General features: G+C 66.6%; 19 protein-coding genes. 18 read left to right on the top strand and 1 reads right to left on the bottom strand.

Annotated features, from left to right (window positions below):
- Nucleotides 1–27: 27 nt before the first annotated feature.
- The 10 genes from alaS (at nucleotide 28) to nusB (ending at nucleotide 10,320) form a co-directional block, all read left to right on the top strand.
- Complete coding sequence (gene alaS / locus LFT49_RS11180) at nucleotides 28–2,706, top strand: alanine--tRNA ligase (protein ID WP_237428228.1); 2,679 nt, start codon at nucleotides 28–30, stop codon at nucleotides 2,704–2,706.
- 7 nt (nucleotides 2,707–2,713) lie between these two features.
- Complete coding sequence (ruvX, locus tag LFT49_RS11175) at nucleotides 2,714–3,313, top strand: Holliday junction resolvase RuvX (protein WP_237428227.1); 600 nt, start codon at nucleotides 2,714–2,716, stop codon at nucleotides 3,311–3,313.
- A complete protein-coding gene (gene mltG, locus LFT49_RS11170) occupies nucleotides 3,310–4,920 on the top strand; it encodes an endolytic transglycosylase MltG (RefSeq protein ID WP_237428226.1) in 1,611 nt (536 codons plus the stop codon). Before ruvX ends, mltG begins: the two co-directional genes overlap by 4 nt.
- Entirely contained in the window at nucleotides 4,917–5,777 is an 861-nt protein-coding gene (locus LFT49_RS11165; protein WP_237430510.1) for a shikimate dehydrogenase, read from the top strand. The genes mltG and LFT49_RS11165 overlap by 4 nt, the downstream gene beginning before the upstream one ends.
- A 23-nt stretch (nucleotides 5,778–5,800) precedes the next feature.
- Nucleotides 5,801–7,000: a chorismate synthase gene (gene aroC / locus LFT49_RS11160; protein WP_236802863.1), complete on the top strand. Its 1,200-nt coding sequence runs from the start codon at nucleotides 5,801–5,803 to the stop codon at nucleotides 6,998–7,000.
- A complete protein-coding gene (locus LFT49_RS11155) occupies nucleotides 7,000–7,569 on the top strand; it encodes a shikimate kinase (RefSeq protein WP_237428225.1) in 570 nt (189 codons plus the stop codon). The genes aroC and LFT49_RS11155 overlap by 1 nt, the downstream gene beginning before the upstream one ends.
- The gene (gene aroB, locus LFT49_RS11150; protein ID WP_236798463.1) at nucleotides 7,566–8,657 is read left to right on the top strand and encodes a 3-dehydroquinate synthase; all 1,092 of its coding nucleotides are present in this window, start codon (nucleotides 7,566–7,568) and stop codon (nucleotides 8,655–8,657) included. Before LFT49_RS11155 ends, aroB begins: the two co-directional genes overlap by 4 nt.
- On the top strand, nucleotides 8,657–9,175 hold the full coding sequence (locus LFT49_RS11145; RefSeq protein WP_237428224.1) for a tetratricopeptide repeat protein: 519 nt from the start codon (nucleotides 8,657–8,659) through the stop codon (nucleotides 9,173–9,175). The genes aroB and LFT49_RS11145 overlap by 1 nt, the downstream gene beginning before the upstream one ends.
- Before the next feature lie 171 nt (nucleotides 9,176–9,346).
- Nucleotides 9,347–9,910, top strand: coding sequence for an elongation factor P (efp, locus tag LFT49_RS11140; protein WP_142133745.1), 564 nt, complete (start codon nucleotides 9,347–9,349; stop codon nucleotides 9,908–9,910).
- A complete protein-coding gene (gene nusB / locus LFT49_RS11135) occupies nucleotides 9,910–10,320 on the top strand; it encodes a transcription antitermination factor NusB (protein ID WP_237428223.1) in 411 nt (136 codons plus the stop codon). The genes efp and nusB overlap by 1 nt, the downstream gene beginning before the upstream one ends.
- A 79-nt stretch (nucleotides 10,321–10,399) precedes the next feature.
- Here nusB and LFT49_RS11130 read toward each other — a convergent pair whose 3' ends face one another.
- A complete protein-coding gene (locus LFT49_RS11130; protein WP_373462164.1) occupies nucleotides 10,400–11,671 on the bottom strand; it encodes a PrsW family intramembrane metalloprotease in 1,272 nt (423 codons plus the stop codon).
- 194 nt (nucleotides 11,672–11,865) lie between these two features.
- Between LFT49_RS11130 and pyrR the strand changes: the two genes are divergently transcribed.
- The 8 genes from pyrR (at nucleotide 11,866) to mihF (ending at nucleotide 21,228) form a co-directional block, all read left to right on the top strand.
- A complete protein-coding gene (gene pyrR / locus LFT49_RS11125) occupies nucleotides 11,866–12,453 on the top strand; it encodes a bifunctional pyr operon transcriptional regulator/uracil phosphoribosyltransferase PyrR (RefSeq protein WP_237428222.1) in 588 nt (195 codons plus the stop codon).
- Nucleotides 12,450–13,478 carry an aspartate carbamoyltransferase catalytic subunit gene (locus tag LFT49_RS11120; RefSeq protein ID WP_236798458.1) on the top strand — a complete coding sequence of 343 codons (1,029 nt, stop codon included), beginning with the start codon at nucleotides 12,450–12,452 and terminating at the stop codon, nucleotides 13,476–13,478. The genes pyrR and LFT49_RS11120 overlap by 4 nt, the downstream gene beginning before the upstream one ends.
- A complete protein-coding gene (locus tag LFT49_RS11115) occupies nucleotides 13,478–14,818 on the top strand; it encodes a dihydroorotase (RefSeq protein ID WP_236798457.1) in 1,341 nt (446 codons plus the stop codon). Before LFT49_RS11120 ends, LFT49_RS11115 begins: the two co-directional genes overlap by 1 nt.
- Nucleotides 14,818–15,336 (top strand): PH-like domain-containing protein, encoded by a 519-nt coding sequence (locus LFT49_RS11110; RefSeq protein WP_236798456.1) that lies wholly within the window; start codon nucleotides 14,818–14,820, stop codon nucleotides 15,334–15,336. Before LFT49_RS11115 ends, LFT49_RS11110 begins: the two co-directional genes overlap by 1 nt.
- Nucleotides 15,337–15,355: 19 nt before the next feature.
- Nucleotides 15,356–16,618 (top strand): glutamine-hydrolyzing carbamoyl-phosphate synthase small subunit, encoded by a 1,263-nt coding sequence (carA, locus tag LFT49_RS11105; RefSeq protein ID WP_236798455.1) that lies wholly within the window; start codon nucleotides 15,356–15,358, stop codon nucleotides 16,616–16,618.
- The gene (carB, locus tag LFT49_RS11100; protein WP_237428221.1) at nucleotides 16,618–19,932 is read left to right on the top strand and encodes a carbamoyl-phosphate synthase large subunit; all 3,315 of its coding nucleotides are present in this window, start codon (nucleotides 16,618–16,620) and stop codon (nucleotides 19,930–19,932) included. Before carA ends, carB begins: the two co-directional genes overlap by 1 nt.
- Nucleotides 19,925–20,800 (top strand): orotidine-5'-phosphate decarboxylase, encoded by an 876-nt coding sequence (gene pyrF / locus LFT49_RS11095; RefSeq protein WP_237428220.1) that lies wholly within the window; start codon nucleotides 19,925–19,927, stop codon nucleotides 20,798–20,800. Before carB ends, pyrF begins: the two co-directional genes overlap by 8 nt.
- Before the next feature lie 110 nt (nucleotides 20,801–20,910).
- Nucleotides 20,911–21,228, top strand: a complete 318-nt coding sequence (gene mihF, locus LFT49_RS11090) for an integration host factor, actinobacterial type (RefSeq protein ID WP_200830713.1) — start codon at nucleotides 20,911–20,913, stop codon at nucleotides 21,226–21,228.
- Nucleotide 21,229: the final 1 nt, after the last annotated feature.

Here is a 21,229-nt window from a genome sequence, read left to right as displayed (position 1 = left end):
GGACCAAGAAGGGTAAGAAAACAGCTCATGAAGTCGCAGGAGATCACAAAGCGCTGGGTGGACTTTTTTGTCAGCAAGGGCCACACCGCGGTTCCCTCCGCATCGCTGGTCTCCAGCGACCCCTCGCTGCTGTTCACGGTGGCCGGCATGGTCCCGTTCATTCCCTACCTCACCGCCCGCGAGGAACCGCCCTACTCCCGCGCCACCAGCGTGCAGAAGTGCATCCGCACCGGCGACATCGAGGAAGTGGGCAAGACCGCCCGCCACGGCACCTTCTTCCAGATGTGCGGCAACTTTTCCTTCGGCGACTACTTCAAGGAAGACGCCATTATGTTCGCCTGGGAACTGCTCACCAAGAGCGTTGACGACGGCGGCTACGGCCTTGCGCCCGAGCGGCTCTGGGTCACCGTCTACGAAGAGGACGACGAAGCCGAAGAGCTGTGGCTGAAAAACACCGGCGTCCCCGCCGAACGCATCCAGCGGATGGGCAAGTCGGACAACTACTGGTCCACCGGCCAGCCCGGCCCCGCCGGTCCCTGCTCGGAGATCTACTACGACCGCGGTCCGGCCTACGGCGTCGAGGGCGGTCCCCTCGCGGACGAGACCCGCTACATCGAGATCTGGAACCTGGTGTTCATGCAGTACCAGATCGAGAACGTCCGGTCGAAAGTCGACTTCGACATCGTGGGCGAGCTGCCCAAGAAGAACATCGACACCGGCCTGGGCATGGAACGCCTCGCCATGATCCTGCAGGGCGTCGAGAACATGTACGAGACCGACCAGGTCCGCCCCGTCATCGACAAGGCCGCGGAACTGTCCGGCAAGGAATACACCTCCGCCGAAACCCCGGACGATCCCCACCACACGGACGACGTCCGCATGCGCGTGGTGGCCGACCACATCCGCTCGGCGCTGATGCTGATCTCCGACGGAGTGACCCCCTCCAATGAAGGCCGCGGCTACGTCCTGCGCCGCCTCATCCGCCGCGCCGTCCGTTCCATGCGCCTGCTCGGCGTTGAAGAAGCCTGCCTGCCCCAGCTGCTGCCGGCTTCCCGTGACGCGATGAAGGGTGTGTATCCCATCGTGGAAACCGACTTCGACCGGATCAGCCGCATCGCCTACGCGGAAGAAAAGGCATTCCTGCGCACCATCGCCTCCGGCACCGCCCGGCTTGAAGACGCCGTCAAGGAATCGAAGGCCGCCAACCAGCCCCTGTCCGGTGCCGATGCCTTCGCCCTGCACGACACCTACGGCTTCCCCATCGACCTCACGCTCGAAATGGCCGAAGAGGCCGGGCTCAAGGTGGACGAGGCCGCGTTCCGCAGCCTGATGCAGGAACAGCGCCAGCGCGCCCAGGCCGATGCCAAGGGCAAGAAGGGCGGCCACGCCGACGTCAGCGTCTTCCAGGACCTCCTGGCCCAGGGTGAGACGGTCTTCACGGGCTACTCCGAGCTGGAGGGTGAGTCGCGGGTCCGCGGCCTGCTCAGCGCCGGCCGCCAGGTCCAGCAGGCCCTCACCGGGGACGAGATCGAACTCGTGCTGGCCGAAACGCCGTTCTACGCCGAAGCCGGCGGCCAGGCCGCCGACACCGGCCTGATCACCGGCGACGGGTTCGTCGTCGAGGTCCTGGACGTCCAGCGGCCGGTAAAGGGCCTCAGCGTGCACAAGGCGATTGTCCGGGAAGGCGAAATCGGTGCTGATTCGCTGGTGCGCGCCGCCGTCGACCGCGAACGCCGCCACGCCGCAGAGCAGGCGCACACGGGCACGCACATCGTGCACGCCGCCCTGCACCAGATCCTTGGGCCCGAAGCCACCCAGCGCGGCTCCTTCAACAAGGCCGGGTACCTGCGCTTCGACTTTGCGTGGGGCGAAGGGCTGAGCACCGCCACCCGGTCCGAGATCGAAGAAGTCTCCAACCTTGCCATCCGCAACAACTACGCGGTGGAGACGAAGATCATGGGCCTGGCCGAAGCCAAGGCACTGGGCGCCATGGCGCTTTTCGGCGAGAACTACGGCAGTGAAGTCCGGGTTGTGGAGATCGACGGCGCGTGGTCGCGCGAGCTGTGCGGCGGCACCCACGTTGCCAACACCTCGCTGATTGGCAGCCTTTCCCTCCTGGGTGAGCAGTCGGTGGGTTCGGGGAACCGCCGTGTGGAGGCTTTCGTGGGCATGGAGGCGTTCCGCCACCTCGCCGCCGAACGCGCACTGGTTACCGAATTGACCGACCTGCTGAAGGTCCCCTCCGGCCAGCTCGCGGACCGGATTTCCGCCACTTTGGCCAAACTGAAGGCAACCGAGAAGGAACTGGACCGGCTCCGCAAGGAGCAGCTGGCCGCAGCCGCCGCGAATCTCGTCAACACCGCGCAGGATGCTGCCGGTGTCCGGGTGGTGGCCCACGACGCCGGCTCCGTCAGCGGCGCTGACGACCTCCGCGGCCTCGCGTTGGACCTGCGCAACCGCCTCGGTTCAGAAGCTGCCGCGGTAGCCGTCGCCGGCGTCGCCAACGACCGCCCCCTGATCCTGGTTGCCACCAACGAGGCAGCCAGGGAAGTCGGTGTCAAGGCCGGCGCCCTGGTCAGAGTCGCTGCCGGCGTGCTGGGTGGTGGCGGTGGCGGCAAGGATGACGTTGCCCAGGGCGGCGGTACGGACGCCGGTAAGGTCGGTGCTGCCCTGGCTGCCGTCGTCGACGCCATCTCAAGGCGCTAACCCTCCGATGACCAATCCTGTTGCTGCCGGCGGCTACCCCCAGGGCGTGAAACTGGGGGTGGACGTCGGCACCGTCCGGGTCGGGGTCGCCATCTGCGACCGGGACTCGATCCTTGCTACGCCCTACAAAACCCTCGACCGGAACGCGAAGAAGAACTCGGACATCCGCGTCATCGCGAAGCTGGCGGAGGAACTGGAGGCTGTGCAGGTTATCGTTGGCCTGCCCAGGACCATGAAGGGTGAGGAACATGCCTCAGCCAGGATGGCCACGGACTATGCGCTGCTGCTGGCTGCTGAATTTTCCAGCCGCGGCCTCGCCGTTGTCGTCAACCTTGTGGACGAGCGCCTCAGCAGCGTCACGGCCCACCGGAACCTGCACGAAGCTGGCATGAGCAGCAGGGAGCACCGTAAAGTAGTTGATCAGGTCGCGGCGGCGGGTATTCTTCAGCACGCCATCGACATGCAGAAAGCCAGGGGAGCGGATGTCGGCTCACGCGTGACAGCGCCATCCCCGTCCGTGGACCTGGGGGCCGGTGGGGTGGACGAACCAGTCCGCACCGCCCCCGCAGACACGGCCCGATTTTCAGATAATGGAAGGCAACAGTGAGCCCTGCCAACATTGATGACACCTCCGGTCCGCTGGGCACCGGGGCCCAGCGGCCGCTGACCCGCAAGGAACTGCGCGCCCGGGAGAAGACCCTCAATACCGGGGGCCAAAACGCCGTGCCCGAACAGGCCTACGAGACGGGCGAGGTCCCTCCGCAACCCGCCGCACCCCCGGCCGCCGCTTCTCCGGCCACCGAATCCACTTTTGCTCCGCTTCCCGGCGCCGGTGACGTCCCGGCGGCACCGCAAACGCCCCCGTCCATCCATGACGACGCGGCACACCAGGACGCCGCAGGGCATCACCACACGGATGACTACCGGCACGACCACCCCGACGACGTCACGTCCCATTCGGACGACGTCCACTATGCGCACCACGAGGCCCACATCCACGATGAAACGGACGTCCCCGACTACCCGGAGAGCGTTCTCGGCCACTCTGCGTATGAGGCAACCGACTACCACCCTGAGGCCCATCCCGAATCCGCGCATATTGACCCGGTTGCCGGGATCCTGCCCGCCGCATCCAGTGAGGTGGTGAAACGTCCCTCGAAGAAGGTCCGCCGCCGCCGCAGGCTGTTGGCGCTGTTCCTGACGCTGGCCGTGTTCGTGACGGCCGTTGCCGTAGGCGCCCAGTTCCTCAAGCCCCTCCTGGGCAGCGGCAAACCATCGGACTTCCCCGGCCCCGGAACCGGTGAGGTCCGCGTGACCGTCGCCAGCGGCGAGGGCACCAGGTCCGTTGCGTCGGAACTGGAGAACCAGCGCGTCGTGGCTAACGCGGATACCTTCATGCAGGCGTTCCATGCGTCCGGCGCAACCCTTTCCCCGGGGGACTACATTTTCAAGACCGAGATGAAGAACGCGGATGCGGTCAACGTCCTGGCCGGCAAAGACAAGTCCAAGGTCATCTACTTCGCCCTGAGTGCAGGGCTCCGCATCAGTGAATCCCTCCAGGCGATCTCCGAGGGATCCGGCATCTCCGTGCAGCAGTTGCAGGCGCTCAGCAACCAGCCTGCGCAGTTCGGCCTGCCCGCCAACGCGAAGAACCTGGAAGGCTACCTGGCGCCGGGCGAGTACCGCTTCCCGCTGGGTACCCAGGCAAAGGACATCCTGCAGGCGCTGGTGAAGGCCACCACCGATGAACTCGTCTCACAGGGCATCACGGACCCCGCAAAGCAGTACCAGGCCGTGATCGTGGCGAGCATTGTCCAGGCCGAGGGAGGCCAGGCCGACTACGGCGACGTTGCCGGCGCCATCTACAACCGGCTGAAGCCCAATGACCAGACCGGTGGCTTCCTGCAGGTTGACTCAGCCGTCACGTACGGACTGGGAACCCGGAGCTTCAACTTCACCGATGAGCAGCGCAAGGACAAGTCGAACCCGTACAACACCTACGCGAACCCCGGGCTGCCCCCTGGCCCCATCGGGTCTCCCGGCAGGACAGCTATCGACGCGGCAGCCAGGCCAAAGACCAACGACTACCTGTACTGGGTCACCATCAACCTGGATACCAAGGAAACCAAGTTCGCCAAGACCCTTGCTGAACACAACGCCTACGTGGAGCAGTACAACGCCTGGTGCCAGGCAAACGCGGGCCGCTGCACATGAGCCTGCGGGCTGCCGTCCTGGGCCACCCGATCAGCCACTCAAAATCCCCGGCGCTGCACCTCGCGGCCTATGAGCGGCTGGGTGCAGGCATCAGTTACACGGCCATCGACGTCACTGAGGAACTGCTGCCGTCCTTCATGCGCCAGATCCGGCACCAGCCGGGTTGGCGGGGATTGTCGGTGACCATGCCGCTGAAGACGGCGATGCTGGACGAGGTGGACGAGGTGCGGGGAGTTGCACGGACCCTGGGCGTCGTGAATACCGTGACGTTCGAGGAGACCGCCGCCGGCCTCAGGACGGTGGGCTCCAACACTGACGTGACGGGCATCGTCAACGCTCTCTGCCATGCCGGTTCTGCTGCCGCACCCTCGGCCGTCATCCTGGGCGGGGGCGGCACGGCGGCCTCGGCCGTCGCCGCACTCAAGGAACTGGGCACCGAAACGGTGCAGGTCTTTGTCCGCGATGCGTCCCGCACGGCAGACGTCCGCGCGGCTGCCGACAGCCTCGGGATGGCCCTGGAGGTCCGCCCCCTCGCCGGGGCCGCCCGCCCAACGGCGGAAGCCGACGTCGTCGTTTCAACACTGCCGCCGCGCGCGGCAGACGGACTCGCCGCGGAAATTGCCGCGCTCAAAACCACGACACCAGGTGTGCTGCTGGACGTCGCCTACGATCCTTGGCCCAGCCTTATCGCGTCGGTTTGGCAGGGCGGCGGCGGCCGCGTGGTGCCCGGATTGGAAATGCTGCTGTACCAGGCAGTGGAGCAGGTGCGGCTCTTCACCCGGCGCGGAGAAGACGTTAATGCAGCTGTCATAGATGTGATGTGTGACGCAGTCGGCCTTGCCCGGCGGGCGTTCTGACCGCCCTACGTGGCAGGATGGAAATTATGCGTTGGTTGACTGCCGGTGAATCCCATGGTCCGGCTCTAATGGGAATTATTGAGGGCGTCCCCGCCGGTGTGGAAATCACCAGCGGCCACATCGCAGACTCGCTGGCCCGCCGCCGCCTCGGCTACGGACGTGGCGCGCGGATGAAGTTCGAGCAGGACGTCGTGACCATTCTTGGTGGCGTCCGGCACGGACGCACCCAGGGGGGTCCGGTCGCTATCGAGGTGGGAAACACCGAGTGGCCCAAATGGGAGCAGATCATGTCTGCCGATCCCGTGGACCCCGAACTCCTCGCCGACCAGGCCCGCAACGCGCCCCTGACGCGCCCGCGCCCGGGCCATGCAGACTTTACCGGCATGCAGAAATACGGCTTCGACGAGGCCCGGCCCGTGCTGGAACGTGCAAGCGCCCGGGAAACCGCCACGCGCGTGGCACTGGGGACCGTGGCCGCACAGTTCCTCAGGCATCTCGGCATTGAGTTGGTCAGCCACACGGTATCCATCGCCAGTGTGACGGTGCCGGAAGGCCGTCCGCTGCCCGTGCCCAGTGACGTCATCGCCCTGGACACCGATCCCCTGCGCTGCTTCGACCGCGAAACCTCTGACGCCATGGTGGCCGAGGTCGATGCCGCGCACAAGGAAGGCGAAACCCTGGGCGGTGTCGTTGAGGTCCTGGCCTACGGCCTTCCGCCGGGATTGGGCAGCTATGTCCATTGGGACCGCCGCCTGGACGCCAGGCTGGCCGCGGCCCTCATGGGGATCCAGGCCATCAAGGGCGTGGAGGTTGGCGACGGTTTCCTGACAGCGGCACGCCGCGGGTCCGCCGCCCACGACGAAATCCTCCGCGACGGCGAAGGCCGCATCGTGCGCGCCAGCAACCGCGCCGGCGGCATCGAAGGCGGCATGAGCATCGGCGACGTCCTCCGTGTCCGGGCAGCCATGAAGCCCATCGCCACTGTGCCCCGCGCCCTGCGGACCATCGATGTCAGCACCGGCGAACCAGCCAAGGCCCACCACCAGCGCTCCGACGTTTGCGCTGTCCCGGCTGCCGGAGTGGTGGCCGAGGCCATGGTGGCCCTGGTCCTCGCCGAAGCGGTCATCGAGAAGTTCGGCGGTGACTCGGTGGCGGAGACCGCACGCAACATCAAGGGCTACCTGGACAGCATCCCGGCATCCCTGGACTCGATCGGTCAGTAGTGCTCCACCGCAGCAGTCCCGGAGCGGTTGGCGGCCGGCCGATTGTGCTCATCGGCCCCATGGCCGTGGGCAAATCAGCCGTCGGCCGGCAACTCGCCCAGCAGCTGGGTGTCCGTTTCATTGACACCGACGCCGTGATCGTCGCCGGCCACGGCTCCATCGCCGAGATCTTCGCCGGGCGCGGCGAGCACGCCTTCCGGGAAATCGAGGCCCGGACCGTCGCCGAGGCCGTGGCGGAAGCCGAGGGCACGTCCACGGTCATCTCGCTCGGCGGGGGAGCGGTGCTGGACCCAGGCACGCAGCAGCTCATCAGCCGCTGCACCGTCGTGTACCTGGAGTGCGACGCCGATACCGTCGCGGACAGGATCGCCCGCAACTCCGGCCGGCCGCTCCTTGCCGGAGACGCGATGGGCCGCTGGATGGCCATGTTCGCCACCCGCAGGCCGGTCTACGAAAGGCTGGCCGACATCACCCTGGACGTCCGCCACGGCTCGATACCCGAACTGTGCGGCCGGCTGGAAGCAGCACTGCGCAACCATGCAGCTGCCAAACAGGAAGTTGAAAAGTGAACACGCAATCAACAGTCATCAACGTCACCGGCGAAGGCGCCGGCAACAACTACGGCGTCGTCGTCGGGCGCGGCCTCCTTGGTGAACTTCCCGCCCTGCTCGGAGAGCGCGTCCGCCGGGTCCTCGTGATCCACCCCCGCGCGCTGCGCCTCACGGGCGACACCGTCCGCGATGAACTCGCAGAAGCGGGTTTCACGTCCCTCACCGCGGAGATCCCGGATGCCGAGGAAGGCAAGCACATCCAGGTGGCCGCCTTCTGCTGGCAGGTCCTGGGCCAAAACGACTTCACCCGCTCCGATGCAATTGTCGCCGTGGGCGGGGGAGCGGTGACCGACCTTGCCGGCTTCGTTGCAGCCACCTGGCTGCGCGGGGTGAAGGTCATCCACATGCCCACCAGCCTGCTGGGCATGGTGGACGCCTCCGTGGGCGGCAAGACCGGCATCAACACGGCTGAGGGAAAGAACCTCGTGGGCTCCTTCCACCCGCCGGCGGCCGTCCTGGCGGACCTGGACACCTTGGACACGCTGCCGAAAAACGAAATCATTTCGGGCCTGGCCGAAGTCATCAAATGTGGCTTCATCGCCGACCCCGCCATCCTGGACCTGGTGGAAAAGGATCCGGCCGCGGTGGTGGACCCCCGCTCCGAGGCCCTGCGGGAGTTGATCGAGCGGGCCATTGCCGTGAAGGCGAAAGTGGTCTCCGAGGACCTCAAAGAGTCCGGGCTGCGGGAAATCCTGAACTACGGACACACCCTGGGCCACGCCATCGAACTCGTGGAGCGGTACTCGTGGCGGCACGGCGCCGCGGTGTCCGTGGGCATGATGTTCGCAGCTGAGCTCGCCCGGAGCGTGGGGCGGCTCAGCGACGCCGACGCCGACCGGCACCGGAGCATCCTGGACGGACTCGGGCTTCCGGTCACCTACCGGCGGGACCGGTGGCAGGGCCTGCTGGACGGGATGCGCCGCGACAAGAAATCCCGCGGCGACCTGCTGCGGTTCGTGGTGCTGGACGGCATTGCCAAACCCGGAATCCTCGACGTCCCGGATACCTCGCTGCTGTTCGCGGCCTATCAGGAGATTGCTTCCTGATGCAGGGCGACATAAGCGGCACTGCCGACTGGCCCGAGGCCGGCTTCCCGGGCGTCCGCATCAACCCCGATAGCCTGCAGCCCCAGATCGTCAACGAGGACGTGGTCCGGGAGACCCTGGCCGCCTCCTCGGATCCGGCGGACCAGATCTTCGTGCTGCTGGTTGAGGGCCACGCGTCCGAGGCTGCCGAGCTGCTTGCGGAGGCCCGCTTCAAGGATCCGGAATCGTTCCTCCTGCGCATCTTCGAAGCCGAAGTGCTGAGCGTCAGCCATCGGATGGACCGCGCTGTGGGCCTGTTCCGTCAACTCCTTGCCGAGGCGCACGGCACGCCGGGGGAGGCCCTGGCCCTCCAGTACCTGGGCAGGGCACAGTACGCAGCCGGACAGACCTCTGCTGCGGTTGAATCCTTCTCCAGGGCGCTGGACCTGCGGGTGGCTCAGTCAGCCGACGCCGCCCAGATCTACTCGTCCACGGTGGCTCTCCAGCGGGCCAGGGACGTCCTGGACCTGGCCTGCTGAGGCCGCAGCCATAGGCTGCGGAAGGGCGCCCGGTATTTACCGGTAGAATGGTTGTGGAATTTTTGCATCCACGCGATTTTTGACAAACACGTGCAGGCGGGCCGTTGCGGCGTGCCCGCCCGGCATACAGCATCTGACCACGCGGCCAGACAAAGAAACCAAAGGAAACCAGTGGCAACCACTAACGACATTAAGAACGGAACGGTCCTGAAGCTTGAGGGCCAGCTCTGGAACGTCATCGAATTCCAGCACGTCAAGCCCGGCAAGGGCGGCGCCTTTGTGCGGACCAAGATGCGCAACGTGATGTCCGGCAAGGTTGTCGACAAGACCTTCAACGCCGGGCTCAAGATCGAAACGGCTACCGTCGACCGCCGCGACTACCAGTACCTGTACCAGGATGGCGCGGACTTCGTGTTCATGGACACCTCGGACTACGACCAGATCACCGTCTCCGGTGCCACGGTAGGCGACGCCACCAACTTCATGCTCGAGAACCAGATGGTCAACATCGCCATCCACGACGGTACCCCCCTCTACATCGAGCTGCCGCCGAGCGTTGTCCTCGAAATTACCTACACTGAGCCGGGCCTGCAGGGTGACCGCTCCTCCGCAGGCACCAAGCCCGCCACCCTGGAAACCGGCTACGAGATCCAGGTTCCGCTGTTCATTGAAAACAACACCAGGGTCAAGGTGGACACCCGCGACGGCAGCTACCTGGGCCGGGTCACCGACTAGTGAGCGCCCGCGGTAAAGCCCGCAGCAGGGCACTGGATGTTCTTTTCGAAGCGGAGCAGCGCTCTGTTTCACCGTTCGACGTGCTCCGCGCACGCCGGGAAAAGACCGACCAGGTGGTCAACCCCTACACCGTGGAAATCGTCGAAGGAGTGCTGTCGCAGCAGGCAGCCATCGATGAGTTCCTGGAGACCTACTCGCAGGGCTGGAGCCTGGAGCGCATGCCGTCAGTGGACCGCATCATCCTGCGCATCGGCACCTGGGAGCTGCTTTACAACGACGACGTCCCTGATGGCGTGGCGGTCAGCGAAGCAGTTGCGCTGGCCAAGACCTTGTCCACGGACGAGTCGCCGCAGTTCATTAATGGCCTCCTGGGCCGGCTGCAGCAGCTGAAGCCTTCGCTCCTCGCGTAAGAGCTGCCGGCAGAACTATCAATAGACAAAAGAACCCCGCCAATGGCGGGGTTCTTTTGCGTTGCCGGTGGGATTCGGTTCACCCGGCCACTGACGCCCGCAGGGCCAGGATCCGCTGGAGCTGCAGCCTCTCCTCGGCCTGGTGGATGGCTACGTCGCGTCCGCTCAGGATCCGCTGGCGGGTGTTGGCCAGCTGGGTTGCCGCCTTGAGGAACTGCTTCATCTGCTGCTTCCTGCCCGCACTGGCTGCCCACGCCAAGGCTGTCCGGCGGCCCCCGCGCGTGGCCAGCAGCTGTACCTCAGCGGGCGTGAACCAGCCCGCGGCGGAATACTCCAGCAGGCGTTGGCGGGTCAGGCGTTTCTCTGCCACCCGCAGGAAGATGATGCCTGCCACTGCCAGAACGAAGATCGGCACCTGGACCACGATGTAGTCCAGCAGGAATCCCTGTCCCATGCTGTTCCACCTGTTGTGGAGGAACATGGCCGGCAGCAGGCCCACGAAGAACGCGCCGATGGATGCGCCGGTGTGCCAGCGCCTGGCGGCGAAGCCCATAATGAGGCCGGTGGTGCCGGTGAAGATCGCATGGGCGAAAGGGGACATGACGCCGCGCAGGAAGAAGACCTGGGCGAAGTCGGTTGCCGGCGAGGCCGATTCGGCGATGGCCCGGCCGAAATAGAGGATGTTCTCGGTGAAGGCGAAGCCGCCGGCGATGGTGAAGGCGAACACCACGCCGTCCACGGGGCCGTCGAACTGCCGCCGCGCTGCCAGCAGGAGGATGAGCAGGCCCAGGGACTTGGCGAACTCCTCGACGATGGGTGCCTGCACGGTGGCCATGTAGGTCTGAAGGTCAGGCTGGTCCGTGAACTGGAAGGCGATCACGAAGAACGGCTGGATCAGCAGCGTTACGGCAACGGACACCGCGGCGCCCCACGTGAAAGCAAAAAACAGGAGCCGTTTCGGTTCCGGCTCCCACCTGTCGATGATGTGCACCGCCGTCAGCACCACCGCAAGCGGGACCAGGGACGCCAGGAAACCAATCAGGAATCCGGCAGCACCGGTGTTGGACAGCAGGAACGGCACCACCAGGAACAGGCTAAGGAAGGCGAGCACGCCGCCGGCAACGCTCAGCCCCAGCAGTCCGCTGCGGGTCCGCGACGCCTGCAGCACCGTTCCCTGCGCCTGCGGCGGAACCACGCCCGCCGGCGGCTGGCCCTGGTGCCCCGGCGCCGCCCGGTAGTTTTCCGGCTGCACCTGACCCATCCAGCTTGGATTCGCTTCCCGGGGCAGGGCACCACCGGCACCGCCGTAGTGGTCGTCGGGGAGTCCGGGTGAAGGGTGCTGCGAATACATCGGCATACCGGAAAGCCTAAGCGGGCGCTCCCGCGCCACAAAGGAAGCGGGCTTACTTTCTGTTTGCGGCCCGCGGGATGTGACCAGCACCGCGTTGATCCGGGGCCGGCGGGGCAGGACCGTGTGGTAATTTTGAACAGCAAACATTCCTTTTTTAATTCCGTCCTGTGAGGCGGGGAAAGGGGAGACGAGCGTTGACATCTGTCACCAGCGCACCGGTTCCAGCCAGGGTTGTCCTCAACCAGGCGGACATTGACCGGGCCCTCACTCGTATCGCCCACGAGATCCTCGAAGCCAACAAGGGTTCCCGGGACCTGGTCCTGCTGGGCATTCCCCGCCGCGGTTATCCGCTGGCTGTCCGGTTGGCGGAAAAAATTGCCGCCGCGGACAACACCGTTGATGCCGCCGCCATCGTAGGCCAGCTTGACGTCACCATGTTCCGTGACGACCTCTCCCACCAGGGAACCCGCCCCCCATACCCCACCAGGCTGCCCCGGACGGGGATTGACAACAAAGTGGTGGTGCTCATCGACGACGTTCTTTACTCCGGCCGCACCATCCGCGCCGCCCTGGACGCACTCGTGGATCTCGGCCGCCCGCGCATCGTCCGGCTTGCAGTCCTGATCGACCGGGGCCACCGCGAACTTCCCATCCGCGCGGACCACGTGGGCAAGAACCTGCCTACGTCCTCAGCCGAAAAGGTCCGGGTCCGGCTGGAAGAGACGGACTCCTCCGACGGCGGAAGCCCGGTCAACGAAGTCGTGATCGAGGGGGGCGCATGAAACACCTCCTGTCGACCGAGGACCTCAGCCTCTCGAACGCCATCCGCATCCTGGACACCGCCGAGGAAATGTCGGCCGTGGGGGAGCGGGAAGTCAAGAAACTTCCTGCGCTGCGCGGCCGCACCGTGGTCAACCTCTTCTTCGAAGACTCCACCCGCACGCGGATCTCCTTCGAAGCTGCCGCCAAGCGGCTCTCAGCGGACGTCATCAACTTCGCCGCCAAGGGATCATCCGTCTCCAAGGGCGAATCCCTCAAGGACACGGCCCAGACACTGTCCGCCATGGGTGCGGACGCCGTCGTCATCCGGCACTGGGCCTCCGGCGCACCCCACCGCCTCGCCGCCACTGACTGGATCGACGCCGCCGTCATCAACGCCGGTGACGGCACGCACGAACACCCCACCCAGGCCCTGCTCGACGCCTTCACCATGCGCCGCCACTGGGCCCGCCTCTCCGGCACAGCGTCTGAAGGGACGGACCTCAAGGGCATGCGGGTGGCCATCGCCGGCGACGTCCTGCACTCCCGCGTGGCGCGTTCCAACGTCTGGCTGCTGCGCACCCTTGGCGCTGAAGTCACCCTGGTGGCCCCACCCACGCTGCTGCCGGTCGGCGTCGACAAATGGCCCTGCAGCGTCAGCTACGACCTCGACCAGACCCTGGCCAACGGCGTGGACGCCATGATGATGCTCCGAGTCCAGGGCGAACGCATGAACGCGTCGTTCTTCCCCAGCACCCGGGAATACTCCCGCCGCTGGGGCTTCGACGACAACCGCCTGCGTGCCCTCGACGACCTCGGCATGACGGACACCATCATCATGCACCCCGGACCCATGAACAGGGGCCTTGAGATCAGCGCCGCCGCCGCCGACTCACCCCGTTCCACCGTCCTCGCGCAGGTCCGCAACGGCGTGTCCGTGCGGATGGCCGCGCTGTACCTGCTGCTCTCCGGAGACACCCGGGAACCAGCCGCACACCGGGCACCGGCCTACGCTGCCGCCGCCCCTTCCCCCAAGGAGAGCAACTGATGGCAGCCAGCACCGGAACCTACCTCATCCAGGGCGCCGCCATCCTGGGCGGGGAGCCTGCGGACCTGCTGATCCGCGACGGCATCATCGCCGAGATCGGCCATGGCCTGTCGGCTGACGGTGGGACCGTCATCGACGCCACCGGGCTGGTGGCGCTGCCCGGCATGGTGGACGTCCACACGCACCTGCGTGAGCCGGGCCGCGAAGACGCCGAGACAGTGGAAACGGGCACCCGGGCCGCGGCACTGGGCGGCTACACCGCCGTGCACGCCATGGCCAACAGCACTCCCGTTGCCGACACCGCCGGCGTGGTGGAGCAGGTCTACACGCTTGGCCTTGCAGCCGGCTGGGTCGACGTCCGCCCGGTGGGCGCCGTAACCGTCGGCCTGGCAGGGGAGCAGCTCGCCGAACTCGGCGCCATGGCCGATTCCCGCGCGCGGGTGCGGATGTTCTCCGACGACGGGATCTGCGTCCATGACCCGGTGCTCATGCGCCGCGCCCTCGAATACGTCAAGGCGTTCGACGGCGTGGTGGCCCAGCACGCGCAGGAACCGCGGCTCACAGCCGGGGCACAGATGAACGAGGGCGACGTGTCCGCCGTCCTGGGCCTCACCGGATGGCCCGCCGTGGCGGAGGAAAGCATCATTGCCCGCGACGTCCTGCTGGCCCAACACGTTGGCTCCCGCCTGCACGTGTGCCACGTTTCCACGGCGGGCTCGGTCGAGATCATCCGCTGGGCCAAAGAGCGCGGCATCGACGTCACCGCCGAGGTCACCCCGCACCACCTGCTCCTGACCGACGACCTGGTGCGCAGCTACGACCCCGTGTTCAAGGTCAACCCTCCGCTGCGCACCGACGCCGACGTCCAGGCATTGCGCGCGGGCCTGGCAGACGGCACGATCGACGTTGTGGGTACCGACCACGCACCGCACCCCAGCGAACACAAGGAATGCGAGTGGGCGCAGGCTGCCATGGGCATGACCGGGCTGGAAACGGCCCTGTCCGTGGTCCAGGACGCCATGATCGAAACCGGCCTGATGACCTGGGCCGACTTCGCCCGGGTCACCTCCACCGCGGCTGCGAAGATTGGGCGGCTGGCTGACCAGGGCCGGCCCATCGAGGCCGGCGAACCCGCCAACCTCATCCTGGTTGATCCGGCAGCACGCTGGACAGTGGACCCCTTCCAGATGGCCACCATGGGCCGCAACTCCCCGTTCAAGGGCAGGGAACTTCCGGGCAAGGTGGTGGCCACCTTCTTCAAGGGCCACCCCACCGTCCTGGACGGCGCCCTCAACACCCCCCACCCGGAAGCCGCCGCAACCCCGGCAGGCGCTGCCTGATGGACAAAATCCTTCCCGGACTTGCCATGCTGGCGGTTGTCGCCGTCGTCTTTGTCCTCCTCGCCGTTGGCTGGCGCAACCGCCTGAAGCGCCAGTCCGACGTCGAGCAACTGCCCCAGGTGCCCGACGCGCCCGGCGAGCCCACCGCCGCTGCCGACGGGCAGTACGTGGCCACCACCACGGCAGGCGACTGGCTCGACCGGATCGCGGTGCACGGCCTGGGCATCCGTACCAACTCCAGCCTCGAGGTGTATCCGCACGGGGTCCTCTATGAGCGCTCAGGTGCCCCGGCCCTCTACATCCCCGCAGCCTCCCTCACGGGTGTCCGGCAGGACAGCGGTATGGCAGGAAAGTTCGTGGAAAAGGACGGCCTGCTGGTGCTCGCGTGGAGGCATGGTGCCCACGAACTGGACACCGGCTTCCGGACCCGCCGCGCGGCGGACAAGGAAGCTCTGTACCAGGCCCTTCAGGATTTGATTTCGTCAGCCCCCGCGGCTGGTGCCACCAGTGGAAAGTAAGACAGTGAAAGCGAATACATTGACAGCAACCACCTCCGCTCCTGTATCAGCCCCGGCTGCGCTGGTCCTCGAAGACGGGCGCATCTTCCGCGGCACCAGCTACGGCGCCACGGGCACCGCCCTGGGCGAAGCCGTCTTCGCCACCGGCATGACCGGTTACCAGGAAACCATCACCGATCCGTCCTACGCCCGCCAGCTGGTGGTGCAGACGGCGCCGCACATCGGCAACACCGGCGTAAATGATGACGACGCCGAGTCCCGGCGCATCTGGGTGGCTGGCTACATTGTCCGCGACCCCGCGCGCCGGCCCTCCAACTGGCGTTCCGAGCGATCGCTGGACGAAGAGCTGGTGGCCCAGGGCATCGTTGGCATCCAGGGCGTTGACACCCGTGCCATCACCCGGCACCTGCGCGAGCACAAGACCATGCGCGCCGGCATCTTCTCCGGTGAGGCCGCCCAGGTTACGGACAAGGAACTGGTCGACGCCGTCCTGGCGAGCGCCCCCATGGAGGGTTCCCGCCTGGCCGAGGAAGTCAGCGTTGACGAAGCCTACGTGGTGGAACCCAAGGACCACGGATGGGACGGCGACCCCCGCTTCACCATCGCGGCGATCGACCTCGGCATCAAGGCCATGACCCCCGTGCGGTTCGCCGAACGCGGCGTCCGCGTCCACGTGCTGCCCGCCACCGCCACCCTGGAGGACGTCAAGGCGGTCAACCCGGACGGCTTCTTCATGTCCAACGGCCCCGGAGACCCCGCCACGGCCGACGCCCAGGTCAAGCTGCTGCGCTCGGTCCTGGACGAGAAACTGCCCTACTTCGGCATCTGCTTCGGCAACCAGATCCTGGGCCGGGCACTGGGCTTTGGCACGTACAAGCTCCGCTACGGCCACCGCGGCATCAACCAGCCCGTCATGGACCGCCGCACCGGCAAGGTGGAAATCACCTCCCAGAACCACGGTTTCGCCGTCGACGCCCCGCTCGACGGCGCCACCCAGGCACCAGAGGAGCGCTACGGCCGCGTGGAAGTCAGCCACGTCAGCCTGAACGACGACGTCGTGGAAGGCCTGGCCTGCCTCGACATCCCCGCCTTCTCCGTGCAGTACCACCCGGAGGCTGCAGCCGGACCGCACGATGCCGCCTACCTGTTTGACCGCTTCATCGAACTGATGGAAGGCACCCGCGACGGCCGGACCGCCAACCTGTCAAAGGAACCCGTGGATTCCGCGCACTCTGCCGGGGCTGACCACAAAAACGACAACAAGACTGAGGACAAGAAGTAATGCCGAAACGTACAGATCTCAAGAGCGTCCTCGTCATTGGTTCCGGCCCGATCGTCATCGGCCAGGCCGCCGAGTTCGACTACTCCGGCACCCAGGCGCTGCGTGTCCTCAAGGAGGAAGGCCTGCGCGTCATCCTCGTGAACTCCAACCCGGCCACCATCATGACCGACCCCGAGTTCGCCGACGCCACCTACGTTGAGCCCATCACCCCCGAGGTGGTGGAGAAGATCATCGCCAAGGAACGCCCGGACGCCGTGCTGCCCACCCTGGGCGGCCAGACCGCGCTGAACACTGCAATCGCCCTGGACAAGAACGGTGTGCTCGAGAAGTACAACGTGGAGCTGATCGGCGCAAACATCGCCGCCATCGAGCTCGGCGAGGACCGCGAGAAGTTCAAGGGCGTCGTGGAGCGCTGCGGCGCCGAGTCCGCCCGCAGCCACATCATCCACACCATGGACCAGGCTCTCACCGCCGCGGTCGACCTTGGCTACCCCATGGTGGTCCGTCCGTCCTTCACCATGGGCGGCCTGGGCTCGGGCCTGGCTTACAACGAGGAGGACCTGCGCCGCATCGTCGGGCAGGGCCTGCAGTACAGCCCCACCAGCGAGGTGCTGCTCGAAGAAAGCATCCTGGGCTGGAAGGAATACGAGCTCGAGATGATGCGGGACAAGAACGACAACGTGGTTGTTGTCTGCTCCATCGAGAACTTCGATCCCGTAGGCGTGCACACCGGTGACTCCATCACCGTTGCCCCGGCGCTGACCCTCACGGACCGCGAGTACCAGAAGCTGCGCGACGTGGCCATCGCCGTCATCCGCGAGGTGGGCGTGGACACCGGCGGCTGCAACATCCAGTTCGCCATCGATCCCAAGACCGGCCGCGTTGTGGTCATCGAGATGAACCCCCGCGTTTCCCGTTCCTCCGCCCTGGCATCCAAGGCCACCGGTTTCGCCATCGCCAAGATCGCCACCAAGCTCTCCCTGGGCTATACGCTGGACGAGATCCCCAACGACATCACGCAGAAGACGCCCGCGTCCTTCGAGCCCACCCTGGACTACGTGGTGGTCAAGGTCCCGCGGTTCGCCTTCGAGAAGTTCCCCGCGGCCGACAACACCCTTACCACCACCATGAAGTCGGTGGGCGAGGCCATGGCCATGGGCCGCAACTTCACCGAGGCACTCCAAAAGGCCCTGCGCTCCCTGGAACAGAAGGGTTCGCAGCTGGACTTCAGCTCTGTCCCTGAATACGAAGTCGCAGAGCTCATCGAAAAGGCCAAGCGCCCCACCACCGAGCGGCTGCACCAGGTCCAGCGAGCCCTCCTGGGCGGCGCCACCGTGGAACAGCTCTTCGAGGCCACCAAGATCGATCCCTGGTTCCTGGACCAGCTCGAACTGCTGAACGAGGTCTCCCGGGAAATCCGGCAGGCCGGCGCCCTGACCGTCGACATGCTCAAGCGCGCCAAGCGCCACGGCTTCTCCGATGAGCAGATCGGCGCGCTGACGCACAACTCCGAGGCCGTGGTCCGCGGGGTGCGGCAGGCCCTGGGCATCCGCCCCGTCTACAAGACCGTTGACACCTGTGCCGCCGAGTTCGCCGCCTACACCCCGTACCACTACTCGGCCTACGACGAGGAGGACGAGGTTGCGCTGCACTCCAAGCCGTCCATCCTGATCCTCGGCTCGGGTCCCAACCGCATCGGCCAGGGCATCGAGTTCGACTACTCCTGCGTGCATGCCTCCATGGCGCTGCGCAAGGCAGGCTACGAGACCGTCATGGTCAACTGCAACCCGGAAACCGTCTCCACCGACTACGACGTCTCCACCCGCCTGTACTTCGAACCGCTCACGCTCGAGGACGTCCTGGAAGTCATCGCGGCCGAGGAACGCACCGGCGGCGTCATGGGCGTGTTCGTCCAGCTCGGCGGCCAGACCCCGCTGAAGCTCGCCCAGCAGCTTGCCGACGCCGGCGTACCCATCCTGGGCACCTCCCCGGAGGCCATCGACCTCGCCGAACACCGCGGAGCCTTCTCCCGCGTGCTGGACAAGGCCGGCCTGGTGTCACCCAAGAACGGCACCGCGGTCTCCTTCGAGGATGCCAAGACCATCGCCGACGAAATCGGCTACCCCGTCCTGGTCCGCCCGTCCTACGTCCTGGGCGGCCGCGGCATGGAAATCGTCTACGACGAGCCCAACCTGTCCCGCTACATCGCCAACGCCACGGAGATCACCCCGGACCACCCGGTCCTGATCGACCGGTTCCTGGAGGACGCCGTCGAAATCGACGTCGACGCCCTCTTCGACGGCACCGACATGTACCTGGGCGGCATCATGGAGCACATTGAAGAAGCCGGCATCCACTCCGGTGACTCCGCCTGCGTCCTGCCGCCCATCACCCTGGGGAGCAACGTCATTGAACGCGTCCGGACCGCAACCCGTGCCATCGCTGAGGGCGTGGGCGTGCGCGGCCTGATCAACATCCAGTTCGCGCTGGCCTCCGACGTTCTGTACGTCCTGGAAGCCAACCCCCGCGCGTCCCGGACCGTGCCGTTCGTATCCAAGGCCACCGGCGTCCAGATGGCCAAAGCCGCCGCGCTCATCGGCGCCGGCGTGACCATCAACCAGCTGCGCAGTGCCTACAAGATGCTGCCCGAGATTGGCGACGGTTCCACCCTGCCGCTGGACGCCCCCGTCGCTGTCAAGGAAGCGGTGCTGCCGTTCAGCCGGTTCCGCACGCTCGAGGGCAAGGTGGTGGACTCGCTGCTCGGACCCGAGATGCGTTCCACCGGCGAGGTCATGGGCATCGACAAGCACTTCGACACCGCCTTCGCCAAGAGCCAGGCCGGCGCCAACAATGCCCTGCCCACCGAGGGCAAGGTGTTCGTCTCCGTGGCCAACCGGGACAAGCGAGCCGTCATCATGGCGGTCAAGCGGCTCTCGGACCTCGGCTTCGAGATCGTCTCCACCGGCGGCACCGCCGACGTCCTGCGCCGCAACGGACTGCAGGCCACGCCGGTCCGCAAGGTCGCCGAGGGCAGCAGTGCCGAGGGCGAGGGCACCATCGCGGACCTGATCGTCGCGGGCGAGATCGACATGGTCTTCAACACGCCCTCGGGCGGCGAGGCCCGCAGCGACGGCTACGAAATCCGCGCCGCAGCGACCTCCATCGGCATCCCGTGCATCACCACGGTGGCTGAGTTCAACGCCGCGGTCCAGGCCATCGAAGCCATGCGCACTTACGAATGGTCGGTCACCAGCCTGCAGGAGCACGCGGCAGCCCTTGCGGAGTCGCAGAAAGCGGCCCTGCAGCATGCCTGAGCAGGTTCCCGGTTCGCCTGCATCCGGCGCCGGCCGGGAGTCCTTTGGCTCCCGGCTCGGCGCGGCCATGGCCGCCCGCGGCCCGTTATGCGTTGGCATTGACCCGCACCCGGCCCTCTTAAAGGGCTGGGGACTGGACGACGACGCCGCCGGGCTGAGGTGCTTTTCCCTCACCGTCCTGGAAGCGGTGGCTTCGCTCGCTGCCGCGGTCAAGCCGCAGGTGGCGCTTTACGAGCGCCACGGATCTGCGGGCATGGCCGTGCTGGAGGAGGTCCTGGCCACCGCGCGCGACGAATCAGTTCTGACGATCGCCGATGCCAAGCGCGGGGACATTGGTTCCACCATGGCTGCCTACGCCGACGCCTGGCTCCGTGACGAGTCTCCGCTGGCGGCCGATTCCGTCACGCTTAGCCCCTACCTCGGCTTTGAGTCCCTGCGCCCTGCGCTTGACCTGGCGGCAGAGACCGGCCGCGGGGTCTTCGTGCTGGCCCTGACCTCCAACCCGGAGGGCGCCTCCGTCCAGCACGTGGGCGGAAAGGATTCCGTGGCCCGAAGGATCACGGCCGCAGCGGCGGCGGAGAACGTGCGCTTTGCAGGAAACCTGGGGTCCGTGGGCCTGGTGGTGGGTGCCACCGTTGGCAGCGCCCTGGCGGATTTAGACCTGGATCTTGCGGCCGTCCGCGGCCCCATCCTGGCACCCGGGCTCGGGGCGCAGGGGGCCACGCCGGCCGACCTTCGGGCCACCTTCGGTGCTGCTTACCCTCTGGTCCTGGGAACGTCCAGCCGCGACATCCTGTCGGCGGGACCGCAGGTCCGCGCCCTGCGTGAGGCCGCCCTGCGGACCCTGGAGGGGCTGCGGGGACAATAGCCTGCAATTGCCCTGATGCATTGATTCACGCTGCACCAGAGGGTAGTTTCAGGACAGGTCCAAGGGCGGCCGCCCTTGGATGAAATCCGCCGACTTCGGGGGTGTCCGTGATGGTCCTGCGACCTTTATCTGCGTCTGAACGGGCCGATGCCCTGGGCAAGGCGGCAGCCGCCAGGGCCACCCGGGCCGCCGCCAAGGAAAGCCTTCGAAACGGCGACAGGTCCGCCGCGGACATCATCAGCTCGGCACTGGAGGATGACGCGCTGGCCCGCATGAAAGTCTCTGAGCTGCTCGAGGCCCTTCCCGGCATCGGCAAGGTACGGGCCGCCGCGATCATGCAGCAGCTGGGCATTGCAACCTCCCGCAGGGTCAGGGGCCTGGGCGTCCACCAGCGCCGGGCGCTGGTAGATTTTATAGATGAGCATTGAG

The organism is Arthrobacter sp. FW306-06-A, assembly GCF_021870055.1.
Classification (GTDB): Bacteria; Actinomycetota; Actinomycetes; order Actinomycetales; family Micrococcaceae; genus Arthrobacter.
Note: the sequence above shows the minus strand (reverse complement) of the source record. Positions and strands in the feature narration are given on the sequence as shown.

What these genes read in the sequence shown, in the direction of transcription:
- LFT49_RS11145 (WP_237428224.1), top strand. Translation starts at nt 8,657, where the DNA reads ATGCAGGGCGACATAAGCGGCACTGCCGACTGGCCCGAGGCCGGCTTC.
- LFT49_RS11115 (WP_236798457.1), top strand. Translation starts at nt 13,478, where the DNA reads ATGGCAGCCAGCACCGGAACCTACCTCATCCAGGGCGCCGCCATCCTG.
- alaS (WP_237428228.1), top strand. Translation starts at nt 28, where the DNA reads ATGAAGTCGCAGGAGATCACAAAGCGCTGGGTGGACTTTTTTGTCAGC.
- mihF (WP_200830713.1), top strand. Translation starts at nt 20,911, where the DNA reads ATGGTCCTGCGACCTTTATCTGCGTCTGAACGGGCCGATGCCCTGGGC.
- LFT49_RS11110 (WP_236798456.1), top strand. Translation starts at nt 14,818, where the DNA reads ATGGACAAAATCCTTCCCGGACTTGCCATGCTGGCGGTTGTCGCCGTC.
- pyrF (WP_237428220.1), top strand. Translation starts at nt 19,925, where the DNA reads ATGCCTGAGCAGGTTCCCGGTTCGCCTGCATCCGGCGCCGGCCGGGAG.
- carB (WP_237428221.1), top strand. Translation starts at nt 16,618, where the DNA reads ATGCCGAAACGTACAGATCTCAAGAGCGTCCTCGTCATTGGTTCCGGC.
- LFT49_RS11165 (WP_237430510.1), top strand. Translation starts at nt 4,917, where the DNA reads ATGAGCCTGCGGGCTGCCGTCCTGGGCCACCCGATCAGCCACTCAAAA.
- LFT49_RS11120 (WP_236798458.1), top strand. Translation starts at nt 12,450, where the DNA reads ATGAAACACCTCCTGTCGACCGAGGACCTCAGCCTCTCGAACGCCATC.
- ruvX (WP_237428227.1), top strand. Translation starts at nt 2,714, where the DNA reads ATGACCAATCCTGTTGCTGCCGGCGGCTACCCCCAGGGCGTGAAACTG.
- LFT49_RS11130 (WP_373462164.1), bottom strand. Translation starts at nt 11,671, where the DNA reads ATGTATTCGCAGCACCCTTCACCCGGACTCCCCGACGACCACTACGGC.